This window comes from Dyella dinghuensis (assembly GCF_003977615.1).
GTDB classification, from domain to species: Bacteria; Pseudomonadota; Gammaproteobacteria; order Xanthomonadales; family Rhodanobacteraceae; genus Dyella_B; species Dyella_B dinghuensis.
In genome coordinates this window covers 643,183-657,246 of record NZ_RYZR01000006.1, presented here as the reverse complement: position 1 = coordinate 657,246, position 14,064 = coordinate 643,183, and the positions used below count along the sequence as shown (strand labels likewise).

At 58.1% G+C, this 14,064-nt stretch carries 16 protein-coding genes; 8 read left to right on the top strand and 8 right to left on the bottom strand.

The window, feature by feature from the left end; translation table 11 throughout:
* From EKH79_RS13890 to EKH79_RS13855, 8 genes are all read right to left on the bottom strand, one after another.
* Positions 1-388, bottom strand: a 388-nt coding sequence (locus EKH79_RS13890) for a GTP cyclohydrolase, FolE2/MptA family (RefSeq protein ID WP_199754318.1), incomplete at its 3' end; no start/stop codon positions are given.
* 91 nt (positions 389-479) lie between these two features.
* Positions 480-1,784 (bottom strand): S8 family serine peptidase, encoded by a 1,305-nt coding sequence (locus EKH79_RS13885; RefSeq protein ID WP_126674403.1) that lies wholly within the window; start codon positions 1,782-1,784, stop codon positions 480-482.
* A complete protein-coding gene (locus tag EKH79_RS13880; RefSeq protein ID WP_126674402.1) occupies positions 1,781-2,416 on the bottom strand; it encodes an anti-sigma factor family protein in 636 nt (211 codons plus the stop codon). The genes EKH79_RS13885 and EKH79_RS13880 overlap by 4 nt, the downstream gene beginning before the upstream one ends.
* Complete coding sequence (locus EKH79_RS13875) at positions 2,413-2,997, bottom strand: sigma-70 family RNA polymerase sigma factor (protein WP_126674401.1); 585 nt, start codon at positions 2,995-2,997, stop codon at positions 2,413-2,415. The genes EKH79_RS13880 and EKH79_RS13875 overlap by 4 nt, the downstream gene beginning before the upstream one ends.
* A gap of 76 nt (positions 2,998-3,073) precedes the next feature.
* Positions 3,074-3,751: a TorF family putative porin gene (locus EKH79_RS13870; RefSeq protein WP_126674400.1), complete on the bottom strand. Its 678-nt coding sequence runs from the start codon at positions 3,749-3,751 to the stop codon at positions 3,074-3,076.
* A 173-nt stretch (positions 3,752-3,924) separates the two neighbouring features.
* Positions 3,925-4,326, bottom strand: a complete 402-nt coding sequence (locus tag EKH79_RS13865) for a c-type cytochrome (RefSeq protein ID WP_425478503.1) — start codon at positions 4,324-4,326, stop codon at positions 3,925-3,927.
* A 22-nt stretch (positions 4,327-4,348) separates the two neighbouring features.
* Positions 4,349-5,671 carry a cytochrome C gene (locus EKH79_RS13860; protein ID WP_126674448.1) on the bottom strand — a complete coding sequence of 441 codons (1,323 nt, stop codon included), beginning with the start codon at positions 5,669-5,671 and terminating at the stop codon, positions 4,349-4,351.
* A 64-nt stretch (positions 5,672-5,735) separates the two neighbouring features.
* The gene (locus EKH79_RS13855; protein ID WP_126674447.1) at positions 5,736-6,242 is read right to left on the bottom strand and encodes a cytochrome b; all 507 of its coding nucleotides are present in this window, start codon (positions 6,240-6,242) and stop codon (positions 5,736-5,738) included.
* 400 nt (positions 6,243-6,642) lie between these two features.
* Here EKH79_RS13855 and EKH79_RS13850 point away from each other — a divergent pair, with 400 nt between their 5' ends.
* Genes EKH79_RS13850 through EKH79_RS13815 form a run of 8 tightly spaced genes read left to right on the top strand, consistent with a single transcriptional unit; the run spans position 6,643 to position 14,050 of the window.
* Positions 6,643-7,080 (top strand): sugar 3,4-ketoisomerase, encoded by a 438-nt coding sequence (locus EKH79_RS13850; RefSeq protein WP_126674398.1) that lies wholly within the window; start codon positions 6,643-6,645, stop codon positions 7,078-7,080.
* On the top strand, positions 7,065-7,730 hold the full coding sequence (locus tag EKH79_RS13845; protein WP_126674397.1) for an acetyltransferase: 666 nt from the start codon (positions 7,065-7,067) through the stop codon (positions 7,728-7,730). Before EKH79_RS13850 ends, EKH79_RS13845 begins: the two co-directional genes overlap by 16 nt.
* 5 nt (positions 7,731-7,735) lie before the next feature.
* Positions 7,736-8,689, top strand: coding sequence for a glycoside hydrolase family protein (locus tag EKH79_RS13840; protein ID WP_126674396.1), 954 nt, complete (start codon positions 7,736-7,738; stop codon positions 8,687-8,689).
* A complete protein-coding gene (locus EKH79_RS13835) occupies positions 8,676-9,608 on the top strand; it encodes a GNAT family N-acetyltransferase (RefSeq protein WP_126674395.1) in 933 nt (310 codons plus the stop codon). The genes EKH79_RS13840 and EKH79_RS13835 overlap by 14 nt, the downstream gene beginning before the upstream one ends.
* Positions 9,608-10,720: a DegT/DnrJ/EryC1/StrS family aminotransferase gene (locus EKH79_RS13830; RefSeq protein WP_126674394.1), complete on the top strand. Its 1,113-nt coding sequence runs from the start codon at positions 9,608-9,610 to the stop codon at positions 10,718-10,720. The genes EKH79_RS13835 and EKH79_RS13830 overlap by 1 nt, the downstream gene beginning before the upstream one ends.
* Positions 10,717-11,967 carry an O-antigen translocase gene (locus EKH79_RS13825; protein ID WP_126674393.1) on the top strand — a complete coding sequence of 417 codons (1,251 nt, stop codon included), beginning with the start codon at positions 10,717-10,719 and terminating at the stop codon, positions 11,965-11,967. Before EKH79_RS13830 ends, EKH79_RS13825 begins: the two co-directional genes overlap by 4 nt.
* Positions 11,964-12,896: a glycosyltransferase family 2 protein gene (locus EKH79_RS13820; protein WP_126674392.1), complete on the top strand. Its 933-nt coding sequence runs from the start codon at positions 11,964-11,966 to the stop codon at positions 12,894-12,896. Before EKH79_RS13825 ends, EKH79_RS13820 begins: the two co-directional genes overlap by 4 nt.
* The gene (locus EKH79_RS13815) at positions 12,893-14,050 is read left to right on the top strand and encodes a hypothetical protein (protein WP_126674391.1); all 1,158 of its coding nucleotides are present in this window, start codon (positions 12,893-12,895) and stop codon (positions 14,048-14,050) included. Before EKH79_RS13820 ends, EKH79_RS13815 begins: the two co-directional genes overlap by 4 nt.
* Positions 14,051-14,064 lie beyond the last annotated feature (14 nt).

Below are 14,064 nucleotides of genomic sequence, written 5' to 3'. Positions count from 1 at the left end.
CTTCGATGGAAACCGGATAGGCGCGCCAGCCGCTGTTGTCGCTGCGCAAGGCGGCGCGGCGCACAAGCTGGTCGAACCGGATACTGATGCGCGCGCGATCGGCCAGATCCTTGTGGGAATCCAGAAACGCGCGCAGCAAGGATTCAAGCATCGCCGCATCGACGGTCGTGCTGCTCAGATATTCATCGACCAGCAGATAAAGACGCGACATGTGAATGCCGCGCTTGTCGGGCCGGGTGAGATTGACGAAGGCGCCGACCTGCGCGCTCGCGCGCTGCACATCGCCGTCGCCCGCGTCGAAACGCACCGGCACTTCGATACCGTCCATGCCTACCCAGTCCAGCGCTCCGGCCAGATGCGGCTGCGCTTGGCCAGCAACATCGGGCATGGGGCGAAGCGTTTGGGGAAAGTTTTGCAAAGAAAGGGCAACGTTCACCGCTCATTTCCTTCGGTGGAGTTTTTAAACGACGGGGAGCCGATCAGTGATGGGTGTTGGGTGTGTCGCGCAACGCATCTACGGCAGAAGCGGCGTTCACCTGAAGCATGCCATTGGAAACTTTGCTGGTTCGAAGCAACACGTCGCGCACTTGCTGTGCATCGAGCTTGGGCGAGAGCGAAAGCATCAACGCAACAATGCCGCTGACATGCGCGGCCGACATGGATGATCCGGACGTGAAGTCATAACCGCCGCCAGGCTGTGTTGTAAGAATGTCGGTTCCCGGCGCGCTCAAAATACCTGGCGACGCCTGCGAGGTGCCGGCGACACGCACGACGATAACGCCCGGCGCGCTGTCCGGAAATCCATCGCGATTTCCACTTGGCGGCAATGCGGTCACGACAATGCGCCCTTGATCCAGCAACTGATCGAGCAGTTTGTCCAGCAACGGATCGGCAGGCCCGCCGAGACTCAAATTGATAATGCGTGCGTCGGTATCGATGACTGCCGCCAGCGCCTTGGCCAGCGTAAATGTATTGCAGCGCGCACCTGCATCGCCGGTGTCGTACCAGCATGCCTTGTACACACTGAGTATCGCCTTCGGTGCGATGCCGACGATGCCTTGGTGGTTGTCGGCATCCGCGGCGATAATGCCCGCCACTTCGGTGCCGTGGCTATCGTGATTGAACGCCGCCGCGTCGTCATCCACCAGATTCTGCTTGTCGTGAATGCGGCCTTGCAGATCGGGATGTGACGTATCGGCGCCAGTGTCGATCACGGCAATGTGCACGCCACTGCCCTGACTCACCGTCTGCGCAAGCGCAGCATTCGTTTCGACGAAGCCACGCTGAAGATTGACGTAGGGATCGTTGTAGTGCGGGGCGTCCTGCGGTGTCGCATCGGCATAGACGGCATAATCGTTCAGCGGCTGCGCGAGTTTTACGCGGCTGTCCTTCGCGAGTTTTTTCAGCAAATCATCACGCGACGTGCCGGGTGGCATTTCCAGCACAACGCAATAAAGGTTCAACGCCTTGATCGGCCAACCCGATACTTCGCGCAGTCCATAGTTTTGCTTCAACGACGTGAGATCGGAAACCGCACGCTGGCCTGCACCATAGAATCCCGGTGGCGTGTAGCCCAGCAACGTGGAGCCGGCATGCGTGGCCGGCGGCTCAACCGGGTTCGCTACGGCCAGCACAATGTCGCGCTGGCTGCTCATCGACGACACGCTCGTTGCTGCGGATTGAATCGCGTTCGCTTGGTCGCCGGTTCTCGCAACAACCGGCGATTGCGCACAGGCAGCCAAGCCAAGCATGGCCAGAACGAGCATGATGAAGCGATGTTTCATGGTGTCGAAGCGATGGGCTCCGCCAATCGGATGCCTCGCGTGGCACGCAATTGCTGCACGGCTTGCTGGGTGTTGGCTGTGTTGTTCACGAGTGCAACGGTATATGCACCCACGTCGTTGGGTCCAGCCACCACTTGCAAGTGCAACGTGTGCAGCACCGCGTTCCAGTCGGTGAGTGTCATGTTTGCATCGGGCACGACGCGAATGGCGCCCGGGCCGACCGGCGCAGCTTGCTGACTCAACGTGCGATAGACCGGCTTTTCGCCGTAGGAATACAGCTTCGCGCCGAGCACACCGATGCCGATAGCCTGGATCAACACAGCCGCTACCAGTCCACGCGCCAGCCAGTTGCCGGCACGCACGCGATAAGGCGATGCATCGTGCTCGGCGGCATCGATGCGATTCATCAGATGCTGTAGCCCGGCATGCGCATCGACGCGGACATCGGTCGGCAACGACATGGCGAGCCGCAATCGGTTCTGCTGTTCGAATTCCGCGCGGCACGACTCGCAATGCGCCAGATGACCTTTCAGCCATTCGCTTTGCTCGGGTGTAGCACTTTCTTGCAGTACCCAGGGCATGGCCTCCCAGGCGCGGAGGCAATCCTGGCTGGTATCCATGGGAAGGGTCATGGCACTTTCTCTTTCAAGGTGATGGAATCTCCTGCCAATGCTGGCAGTACGTTGCGCAACTTCACGCGCGCATGAAACAGGCGAGCTTTCACGGTACCCACCGGACAGCCCATGATGGTTGCAACGTCTTCCAGCGTGTGGCCCACGCCGTAGACCAATTCGACGACCACGCGCTGATCGGCAGTGAGGCGATCGAGGCCCTTGCTCAACCAGTCGCGCAATTCGCGATCTTCGTCCGGATGAATCGACGGCATGCGATCTTCCGGAATGTTGTCGTCCTCCACCGGCTCATCGCCACGCTGCCGCAGTGCTTTCAGGCCGCAGCGATAGGCGATGCCCATGATCCATGTGGACACACGCGAGTCGCCGCGAAAATCGCCTGCTTTTTGCCACGCAATCCATAAGCAATCGTTGATCACTTCCTCAATCACGTCGGCGCGACGCGTCAAGCGGGACAGGAAGCGGCACAACCTGCCGTGGTAGCTGTGATACAGCGTCGCCAGCGCAACACGGTCTCCGGCCGCCATGCGCTGGAGCAGCATGCGGTCGTTGGTATCGGCGTCGATATCGGCTTCGTTCATAGGGCTCGGAGGGGTGATCCGATGGCGTCGGTAGGCGTCGTAGGTACCTTATCGGCGCCCAAAGGTTGCCCATGAATCAAAATGACCAGGAAATCGTGCCCACCCAAGGGGATGCAACCAGATTACCCCATTGCCGGCGTGACCCCGGGTCGGCGGCGACGCGATCCAGCTCCATTCGCCACCGCCCGTAGCTCCAGCTTAAACCTAGCTGGCCATAACGGTAGACGCTGGCGCGGCCGTAACCGTGTGGACCATACGGGGCAAGGAGGGACTGAGCGACCCCGACCCCTGCCGAGAGGGAGAAATGCCAGGCCAGCGGCCAATGGAAATTCACATCCGCCGCGCCACGCGGCCGGTGCTCGTCGCCATTGGTGAGGCATATCCCGGACAGCCCAAAAGTAAGAATGTCCCGGTAAATCCAGTCGACGCCCACTTCGCTCCGGTCGAAGTACTTGGCGCGTGCGTTCCCGGGGTAGTCGTAATAAAGCAGGCTGCCGCGCATCTGCCAGTCATTGGAAAGCGACCAGTACTTGGACACCTGTGCCAACGCTTCGGAGACCTTCCCGGGCGAGCGAATTTCCGTCGCCGCCGACGCACCCAACGACCAGCCGCTGGGTGTCGTCCACGACAAGGCACCTTGCAGAATAGGTGTGGGCGGCGATACCGCCAGGCCGCGATCGACCAATTCCGAGCTGACACCGATGGCACCGGAGATACCGGACGTTTGCGCATGCAGCGGCAACCAGACAATCATCGTAACGAGAGCGAGAGCAAACGACCCCAGTCGTGCACGAGATCGGCACGACGTCAAAGGCGCACGTGAAGAGTGACGCTCCGTCATAAGCTCTACTTAGTCAGACGCACGAACGCTGCCCCGTAAAGAGTACTCCGGGCTTATAGTCGATCTGCGACGACAAGGGAATGTCGTCAATGCAAAGTGCTCAGGTAGGCGATGAGATCGTCCAATTGCTTGGGATCGTTCAAGCCGTCGTATTTCATCTTGGTACCGGGGTTGGTTTTCTTGGCCGGCTGCGACAGATAGCTGTGCAGTTTGTCGATAGTCCACACCCAGTGGTCTTGCTGTAATGCATCCGAATAGTGGTAGTCGGCGATGCTGCCCGAATTGCGCCCGACGATGCCAAACAGACTCGGGCCTTTCTTGTTTTTTCCCTCCTTCGGGCTATGACACTCGGCGCATTCCTGCTTGAAAACGTCTGCACCGGCGCCAGGGTCACCGGCACAGACAAAAGGGGAGATCGTAATTCCTCCGATATACACGCCCGCGGCAACCAGACACCGCAGAAAAGATGCGTTCGATGACTTTCTCACGTGCCGACTCCTGTACATGTTTTTAGAAAGCGATGCTTGCCGTCAGCGAGAACGCATTCAGATCGTTCGCGTTCGTGACCGGGAGGCCGGGGCCCACACCGAAAACGTTCAAGGTGCTGCCGTTGAATTTGGCGAAGCGGAACCAGGTGGCCGCGAGCTTCAGGTTCGCGATGGACGTAAACGAATCGTCCTTGCCAAACGGTGTCCAGAACACGGTCAGCAGGTTGCTCGTCGTGTCGGGAATGCCGTAGGGCTGGTAACGAACTATGTCGCGCGATCCACTATCCACCAGGTGCGAGAACGTAAGGCCGTAACTTTGTTTGAATGTGTACGTGACCGTGAAGGTCTGATCGTGCACAGCGCCATGCGTTTGTGCTGTCACACCAGGGAACGGACTGGGCGGCAAACTGCCATAGCGTCGCTGCTCGAGAATGTTGACGTAGCTCACCTGCAGGATGTTTTCGCGGTTGCCCAGATACTGATACGTGACGTCGTAACCAAGGTCGGTGAGACTGTCGGTGGGTCCGGAACGCGGCAATTGCCGCTTCGTCGTCAACGCGACAATGCCCGCGGAGAAGAACTGCTTCTTTAAATCTTTCATGTATGCGAAGCGCGCATACGCGGTATCGCTCAGTTTCCCGGGGTCGCCAGAGAGCGGATAACCGAGATGATCCTGCTCGGACAGCGGCAAGGAATTGTACGTGCCGAGCTCGCCGTACCAATCGGAATCGTAAAGCCCATACATGGTTGCACCAATCACGCGATCGGCCAGCGCGTCGGGACTGGATGGGTTGAGCAGCGTGCCCGTGACACCGGGCGGCCCCAGTTGCGCGGCGGCCGGCAGATCGGAAATGACATCCGAGAAACCGGGATTGTTGTTGACGCTGACACCGAACGTCGCTTCCTTGCTGCCAAGATTCACATCTTTGACGACAAAGCGCAGATCGGCATCGCTCAGCTTGGTGTTGAACTTGTTGTCGCCCTGATTATCGCTTTCGATCTTGACGTAGCCGCCGATGTTGTCCGTAACGCGTCCGGCGAGATACAGGTCCGCTTCGGTCAACTCATTCGTGCTTTCGCCGCGCGATGGTACGGAACGCGTGCCCGTCAACTGCACGGCGGCCGGAATCTTGGTGCCGTTGCCATCGGTGTCGGTATAGCCATTGAGCTTGAACCGCATGCCGTAGGGTGTCAGCGCAGGGCCGTAGGCGCCGGCGTGACAATCCGCGCAGGCCGATCCGGTTTGCCGCGCATAGGCGGGCGTTGCCTGCGTGGTGGTGCTGATCAGCAGCAATAGCGCAGTGATGCCAAGCCACACGTAAATCATCGTTGCCCGGCGCACCATGTGCCAGTTCAGAGCGGATGACATGCAGTCTCCTCGTGCAAATCAGTAAGCAAAGGACGCGCACTCATCGGCGGCGCTTGAACAACATGGCGCGCAGCGTGCCGTCGCGCAGAATGAAGTGATGCCAAAGTGCTGCGCCGATATGCAGAAGAACCAGTCCAAGCAGGATCCACGCTGCATCGATGTGGTATGCCTGAAGCTGATCGGCCAGATCCTCATCGGCCTTCACCAAAGCAGGCAACGTCAAGCCAAAAAAATGGACAGGTTTGTCCTGAGCGTTGCTGGTCGCCCAACCCAGCAACGGCAATGCGAGCAGCAGCGCATAGAGCGCAATGTGCGTCGACGTCGCGGCAATGCGGAGCAATCGAGATCTGATTTCCGACGGCAGCTTGCCGAGCCGGAAGCGAAGCACCACACGCACGAAGAACAGAATCAACACGAACAGGCCGAAGTGCCGATGACCTTCCAGCAACCACTGCCGCACTGTGCGGCCGTCGACTTCATCCCGGATCAGGATCAGGGCAGCGGCGGTACAAACGCAAAGTACGGTAATCCAATGAAGAACGACCAGCTTTCTTGGACGCGCGACATGCTGCTGCAACGTTGAATCAAGCGATGCGCTCGAACGACCTTGCAGATCGGGCAGGAATGCCGCATCGCTGCCACGCTTTGGTTGAGCCTTGTTCTCCCATCCCATATCCAAGCTGCCTTTGCGCGCTGCCGACCCATGCGCTCCATGCGTGCTATCACGAGGAGCAAAGCGGCCTAGTGGGCGTGGGTGCCGGCACAGCGGCGAAAGGTTGCGCTGCAGCGATTACGAAGATGCGCAAAATTCCTCTGGGTCTGGCGTTTAGCTGACACATAAAAGTAGCTTTCGCTTTTCCTTGCGGCATATCGCAACAACCTTTCGCCGGTAGCCAGGCACTCAGTTACGTGGGTCATTTCCACGCATTCACAGCCTGGGTCAAACCATGGAAATCGAACGCATCTCGTTGCAAAAGCATGGCGACCATCGCGGCATGCTGATCGCGTTGGAAGAAAATCGGAACGTGCCCTTCGACATCCGGCGCGTGTATTACCTGTTCGCAACAAAAAACGACGTGCATCGCGGGCAGCACGCACACCGACATCTCAATCAGATGGCAGTGACGTTGCACGGATCGGTGACCATTCTGCTCGATGACGGTAGCGGTCCGGTCGAGGTCGTGCTCAATGATCCCACGCAGGGATTGCTGATTGGCAACATGGTCTGGCGCGAGCTCTACGACTTCAGCGACGACTGCGTGCTGATGGTGTTGGCGGACCAGCTCTACGATCCGGCCGATTACATCACCGACTATGCGGCATTTCTTCGCGAAGCCAGAGGCATGCTGTACATGGAGGATATGACTGCATGCGCAGGCGGCTAGTGCTCATCGGTGCGGGCGAGTTCGCACAGATCGCCTGCGAATATTTCGAGCACGACAGTACTTACGAGGTCGTCGCTTTCAGTGTCGAGCGCGAATACCTGTCACAGCCGTTCCTGGCGGACCGGCCCGTGGTGGCATACGAAACAATGGAAGAAACATATCCACCGCAGGACCACGACGTCTTCGTCGCCATACCGTCCAGCCAGCTCAATCGTCTTCGCACGCGACTCTATCGCGATGCGAAACGCAAGGGCTATCGACTCGCCACCTATGTGAGCTCGAGAGCATTTGTCTGGCGCAATGCCCAGGTGGGCGAAAACTGCTTCATCTTCGAAAACAACGTGATCCAGCCGTTCGTCACCATCGGCAACAACTGCATCCTGTGGAGCGGAAATCACGTCGGGCATCGCACTGTCTTGCATGACAACGTGTTTGTGGCGTCGCATGCCGTTATTTCCGGTTACTGCGACATCGGTGAGAACTGCTTCATCGGTGTGAATGCGACCTTCAACGATCACGTCAAGATCGCCGAAGACAACGTGATTGGCGCCGGATCACTGGTTACCCGCGATACCGAACCTGGCCGCATCTATGTGGGATCGCCCGCTCGTGCGCTCCCGGATAAATCCAGTCTTGCCGTGAAGCTTTGAAGCGTATGCAAACCTGGAACAAGAGGGGATTGGTCTTCGACACCACGCGACAAGGCGTGGGCGGATGGATGCGCCATTCGGCGCTGACGCCAACGCCGTACCGTATCAGTGACGACGTGATCCGTGTCTACGCGGGTTTCCGTGATGACGATGGCGTAAGTCGCATCGGTTATGTGGATGTGCTCGCGGACGACCCGGCATCCGTCGTCGGCGTGAGCCAGCAACCGGTACTGGATGTCGGCCGTGCCGGTTGCTTCGACGATCACGGCGTCATCCTTGGCGATGTGATCGTCGCACCGGATGGCATGTACATGTTCTATGTCGGCTTTCAGCGTGTGGCGAGAGCAAAGTTCCTTGCCTTCACCGGCCTCGCCGTGTCGCATGACGGCGGTACGCATTTTCGGCGTATGCAGGAAACACCCATTCTCGACCGGGCGCACGGCCGCAGCACCATCGGAGCTATCCACTCGGTGATGCGCGAGAAAAATCGCTGGCGTCTTTGGTATGCCGTAGGCGACGACTGGGAAACTATCGGCGATCGCGTCTTTCCGCGCTATCACATTCGTTGCGTGGAGACGGACGATCTGAAAAACATCCCGCGCAACGATTACATCTGCCTGCGGCCACAAGGCACGGAATATCGGATTGGGCGCCCGCGCGTGCATCGAATCGACGGCCGCTACGTCATGTACTTCACGCGCGGCAACACGACAGGCGAATACTTTCCCGGCGTTGCCTATAGCGACGATGGCGTGAACTGGGAACGTCATGACGAAGACCTAGGTATCGCACTGTCCGGGAGCGGCTGGGATTCGCGCACTATCTGCTACCCCGCGATGATCGAACATCACGATAAATGGCTGATGTTCTACAACGGCAACGACATGGGCAAGGATGGCTTCGGCGTCGCCGACATGAGCCATGCCAGCGTGACAGGTGACGCCCATGTTTACGGTTAGACCGTACGCGCCAGCCGATGCCGGCGCGTGGGACGCATTGGTCGGCCGCTCTCGCAATGGAAACTTCCTGCATCTACGTGGCTACATGGACTATCACGCAGAGCGCTTTGTCGACGCATCGCTCGTGATCGAGCGCGATGGCGACATCGAAGCAGTGTTTCCTGCCAACTTGCGTGGCACCGAGGTGGTAAGCCATGCGGGGCTGACCTACGCCGGCCTCATCGCGACTCCCGCATTGCGGGCTGAGTCGACGCTGTCCGTTTTTCAACAAGTGGGCGACCACTATCGCGCGCTAGGTGTCGAACGCATCGTCTACAAAGCGATACCACATGTCTTTCACCAATCCCCGGCGGAAGAAGATTTGTACGCGTTGCACCGATTGGGAGCCCGGCTGAAACGGCGGGATATCTCATCAGTTATTTCACTGCAGGATCCGTTTCACTTCACCGACGGTCGCAAGCAGTCGATCGGCAAGGCGCGCAAGGCGGGTGTACGCATTCAGACGGGCGGCGACATCGCCGAATTCCATGCACTGCTGACCGAGACGCTTCGCAAACACCACGCCGTGCCGACGCACAACTTGCAGGAGTTGCGCTTGCTGCAGTCCCGCTTTCCTCAAAATATCGTCTTGCACGAGGCGCATGTGGGCGATGAGTTGCATGCCGGCGTTCTCGTCTACGATTTTGGAAAGGCCGTACACACGCAATACATGGCTTCCTCCGAGGACGGGCGTCGCTCGGAGGCGCTTAGCTTTCTTTTGGCCGAGCTCATCAACACCGTCTATGCCGATAGAAAGTACTTCAGCTTTGGCATCTCATCGGAAGAGGAAGGGACCCAGCTCAACAGTGGTCTGATCGCGCAAAAGGAATATTTTGGCGCGCGCGCCGTCGTGCACGACTTTTACGAGTGGGTGCTCTGATGGATGTCCCATTCCTCGACGCCGGGGCGATCAATGCACGCTATGCCGACCAGCTCAAGGCGGCGGCAGCGCGCGTGATCGATTCGGGCCGATACATTCTGGGTGAAGAGGTCGATGCATTCGAAAAGGAATTTGCGTCGTACTGTGGCGTGCAGCACGCCGTTGGCGTCGGTAACGGATTGGATGCTTTGTCCCTGATTCTGCGCGGATACAAGGAGCTTGGCGTACTCAAGGAGGGCGACGAAGTCATCGTTCCCGGCAACACTTTCATAGCGACCATTCTGGCGATTACCGACAATCGATTGATACCGGTTCTGGTGGAACCCGACCCGGTCACCTTCAACATCGATCCGGTGATGGTGAAAGCTGCTATCAGCCCACGCACTCGCGCAATCATAGCCGTGCACCTTTATGGCCAGCTAGCGGATATGCCAAGGCTGGCAGAGCTGGCATCAAATCATCGTCTTCTCCTGATTGAAGACGCGGCTCAGGCACACGGTGCGATGAGAGATCAGTGTAAAGCCGGTGCCCTCGGCGACGCGGCCGCGTTCAGTTTTTTTCCGGCAAAAAACCTCGGAGCACTGGGTGATGGCGGAGCTGTTGTCACCAACAACGACGAATTGCTTCACCGCATCCACGCACTGCGCAATTACGGTTCCGAGGTGAAGTATCAACACCTTTATCAAGGCATCAACTCGCGGCTCGATGAAATTCAGGCGGCGATGCTGCGCGTAAAGCTCGCTCACCTTGATGAGGACATCCGGCAGCGTCGCCGAATCGCGCTCCGCTATCGCGAGCTTATCCGGCATCCACTGATTCAATTACCTAAGGTGAGCATTGAAGAGAGCCATGCGTGGCATCTTTTCGTCGTGCGTTCCGCGCATCGCGATGCATTGCAGAAGCATCTGTACACGCAAGGCATTCAGACACTGGTGCACTACCCGATTCCTCCACACCGGCAACCGGCGTATATCAGCCTGCAACATGTGCATTTGCCTTTGACGGAACAGCTGCACGATGAAGTGCTCAGCTTGCCCATGGGACCGACCATGCGAAGCGAGGATGCCGACCGTGTGATCGCCGCTTGTCAGTCATTCGAGTGCGACGCATGAATATCGTGCGCACCGGGTTCTACACAGGCATCGCCACGGCGTCACGTTTGCTCGCAGGCCTGGTCGTGATCAAGCTGGTGGCGTGGTTTGCGGGCCCTGCCGGCGTAGGCAAGCTGGGACAATTCATGAGCCTGATGTCGTTACTCGCAGTATTGGCGGGCGGCGGCATCAGCGCGGGCATCGTGAAATACGTGGCGGAATACCGCAATGATGCGCGTCGGCTGTCGCGACTGCTGGCGGCGGCGTTGTGGTATGCACTGTGTGCGTCGTGCGTGATGGGGTGTGCAGCGTTGATCTTCAGCCGGCAACTTGCCGTGTGGCTGCTGGACGATCCTCGCTACGAAAACCTCATACGCATATTGGCGGTCGCACAACTAGGCATCGCACTGATCAACTACATCCTGTCCGTGATCAACGGTTTCATGGATGTCAGGCGCCTCGCCCTCATCCAGGTGGTCGGGTCGCTGCTCAGTGTGGCCATGGTTATCGGCCTGTCACGTTGGCTCCATCTTTATGGTGCGTTGCTCGCCCTGGTGATCGGGCAGGTTTTGACACTCGCGGTGGGATTGCCGGCATGGTGGCGCAGCCCTTACTTCCAGCGAAACATGCTGCACATGCGCTTCGATCCGGAAATGACGACGCGTCTCGCCGCCTTTTCGTTGATGACGCTGACGTCCGCACTGCTTCCACCTTTGGTCAATATCGTCGTGCGCAATCATCTCGCCGCGCAGTACGGATGGGAACAGGTTGGTTATTGGCAGGCTGTCAGCAAGGTGTCCGACGCGTATCTGTTATTTCTGACTACGGCCATCAACATTTACTACCTTCCAAAACTCGCCTCGACACACGAGCGCCAATCGCTTGTGATCGAACTTCGTAATGCGTACCGGCACCTCATCCCCGTAGTCATCGTTCTAGCTGCACTTGTCTACCTGCTGAGAGACATGGTGACGCAGCTGCTTTTCAACGCCAATTTTTCCTCTGCCAATCCACTGTACGGCCCGCAATTGGTCGGTGACGTACTGAAGGTTGCATCGTTTGTTCTTTCCTATCTGATGCTTGCCAAAGCGATGACGCGGTTATTTGTCGTGTCCGAATGCGTATTCGCCGTGAGCTACCTCGCACTGGTCTACGTCTTCACCGCGTACTTTGGGCTCGTAGGCGCCATGTATGCATTTGCTGTGAATTACCTGCTCTATTTGCTATTCAACATCGGCGTGGCACGACGCTATCTGGGGGCGATATGACAGCCGTAGATGCGTTGCCGCTGGTATCCGTACTCATCCCCGCTTACAACCACGAACGCTTTGTGCAGCGCTGCCTGGATAGCGTGCTGGAAGATCCGTATCCATCGAAGGAAATCATCATTATCGATGACGGATCGACGGACGATACAAGCGCAAAGATTGTCGAGTGGATAGCCGCGCACAGTCATGAATTGCGCATTGAGTATGCGCATCACAGCAATCGCGGTATCGCGGCGACACTCAACGAGCTGGCCGCCCGGGCACATGGACAGTACCTTCGGCTGGGTGCCAGTGACGACTACCTGCTGCCCGGCGGCATGGAGGCGCAGGTTCGTTACCTGCAGATGCATCCGTCCAAGCATGCCGTGATTGGCGACTGTGTCGTTGTCGATCAGCAAGGCAATCGGCTGCACGACAGCGGTATGCGCGACCTGCACGGCGCAAACAAAAAGCTGTACAGCTCGACCGAGGGCATTCGGCGCGCGGTGATCAGCCAGTGGGCCGTCGGCGGCCCGGTCGCACTGATTCGGAAAAGCGCGCTCGATACCGTGGATCGCTGGACCGAAGGGCTGCGTATCGACGATTGGGATTTCTTTCTGAGACTTGCCGCGCGCGACGCGCTTGGCTTTATCGATGTCAGCGTATGCGCCTATCGTCTTCATGGCGCCAACCTGAGCAAGACACGGCACCGCGCAACACGGATAGTGAACCTGGTCGAGTCGCGACGAGTGGCCACACAACGGTCACGATTGTTCCAGGAACCGTACAAAACGCTACTTAAGGCGCAATCGCATTTCATTGGCGCGAAGGTTGCCTTTCTGCAGCGGCGCATCAGCCCCTTGTTGTTTCACATGGCTGCCTACGCACTGTTGATCGTCATTTCCAAGCTGAGGCACTCCGGCGGCCACGTCGCATTGAGGAAGGCATGAGACAGATCTTGCGCCTCCCCTCGTTCTATCTGGGCATCCCCATTCTTTTGACATGTGGGTTGACCTTGCTTACGTACGACCTGCCTTACGGTTACGCGGACGGCATCTGTCTGCTCGCCGTGACAGCGATTGCCATTGTTTTGTTTGACCTCTGGATGGGTTCGCGCATTCCTGAAATTACGCGGTTCAGATCGTATCGCTATGCCGGCAACAGAGAAGCTTTCGTCGCGCTCGCCTTCTCCGCCGTCATCGTCGTTTTCTGCGTGCTGGATATCGTGCTATTCCCGATGCCGCTGTTCGACAACCCCTCGTCGTACGCCACCATGGAGGGGGGACGCGAGCACATACGCCACATATCGAACATGTGCTGGATACTTCCGCCCGTCGGAATCCTATGTGTGCGAAGCAGGTGGCTGCGCAATCTGCTCATTGCGATTGGCTTGATATTTCCGGTTGTTGTCATTGATCGAAACAGGATCTTTGCGACGCTATACGCCTTCGCACTCGTGATCCTGTTTCGCAGAGATACGACAAGGCCACTGCCATGGAAGACGATTGCCTTTCTCGCGGTGGTTGGCGCAACGGTTTTTTCAGTGCTCGGCACGCTGCGATCAGGCTCCCTGGACACGGTGGCGCTACCTTTTAGCAAGGTCTACCACGCGTTACCACAAGGCGTGAAATGGCTGTTGCTCTACATGAGCGCAGGACCGTACAACTTTGGCGCGATAGCCGCCAAGCATTACAGCAATGCCAGCTTCCTAATCAATCAACTTGTACCGCTCAGCGGCTCGGTCGCCACAGCCGGAACGGATATTCCATTGGACGCGTCGAACATCAATGTCGGCACGGAATTCTTTCCCTTTCTGATGGCGTTCGGCCCTGCCGGTGCCGTCATGTCGGTGATTCTGTTGTACGCGATGTTGCTCTGGAGTGTCCGGCTTCTGCGTCGCAACGTCTCGCTATTCGCCCTGCTGATCTTTCTTCGCGTGTCTTACGTATGCGTCATGTCGCCCTTCGCGCCCCAGGCGTACACGTGGACAAATTTCAGTTTTATCGCGCTTTGTCTGCTCTTACAGGTTCTCGCTACATGCCTTCCGAACCGGAACGCCACGCGCACGAATGTGACGCGTGGCGCGATCCCTACGACCCACTGACCTTCCCTTTGGCG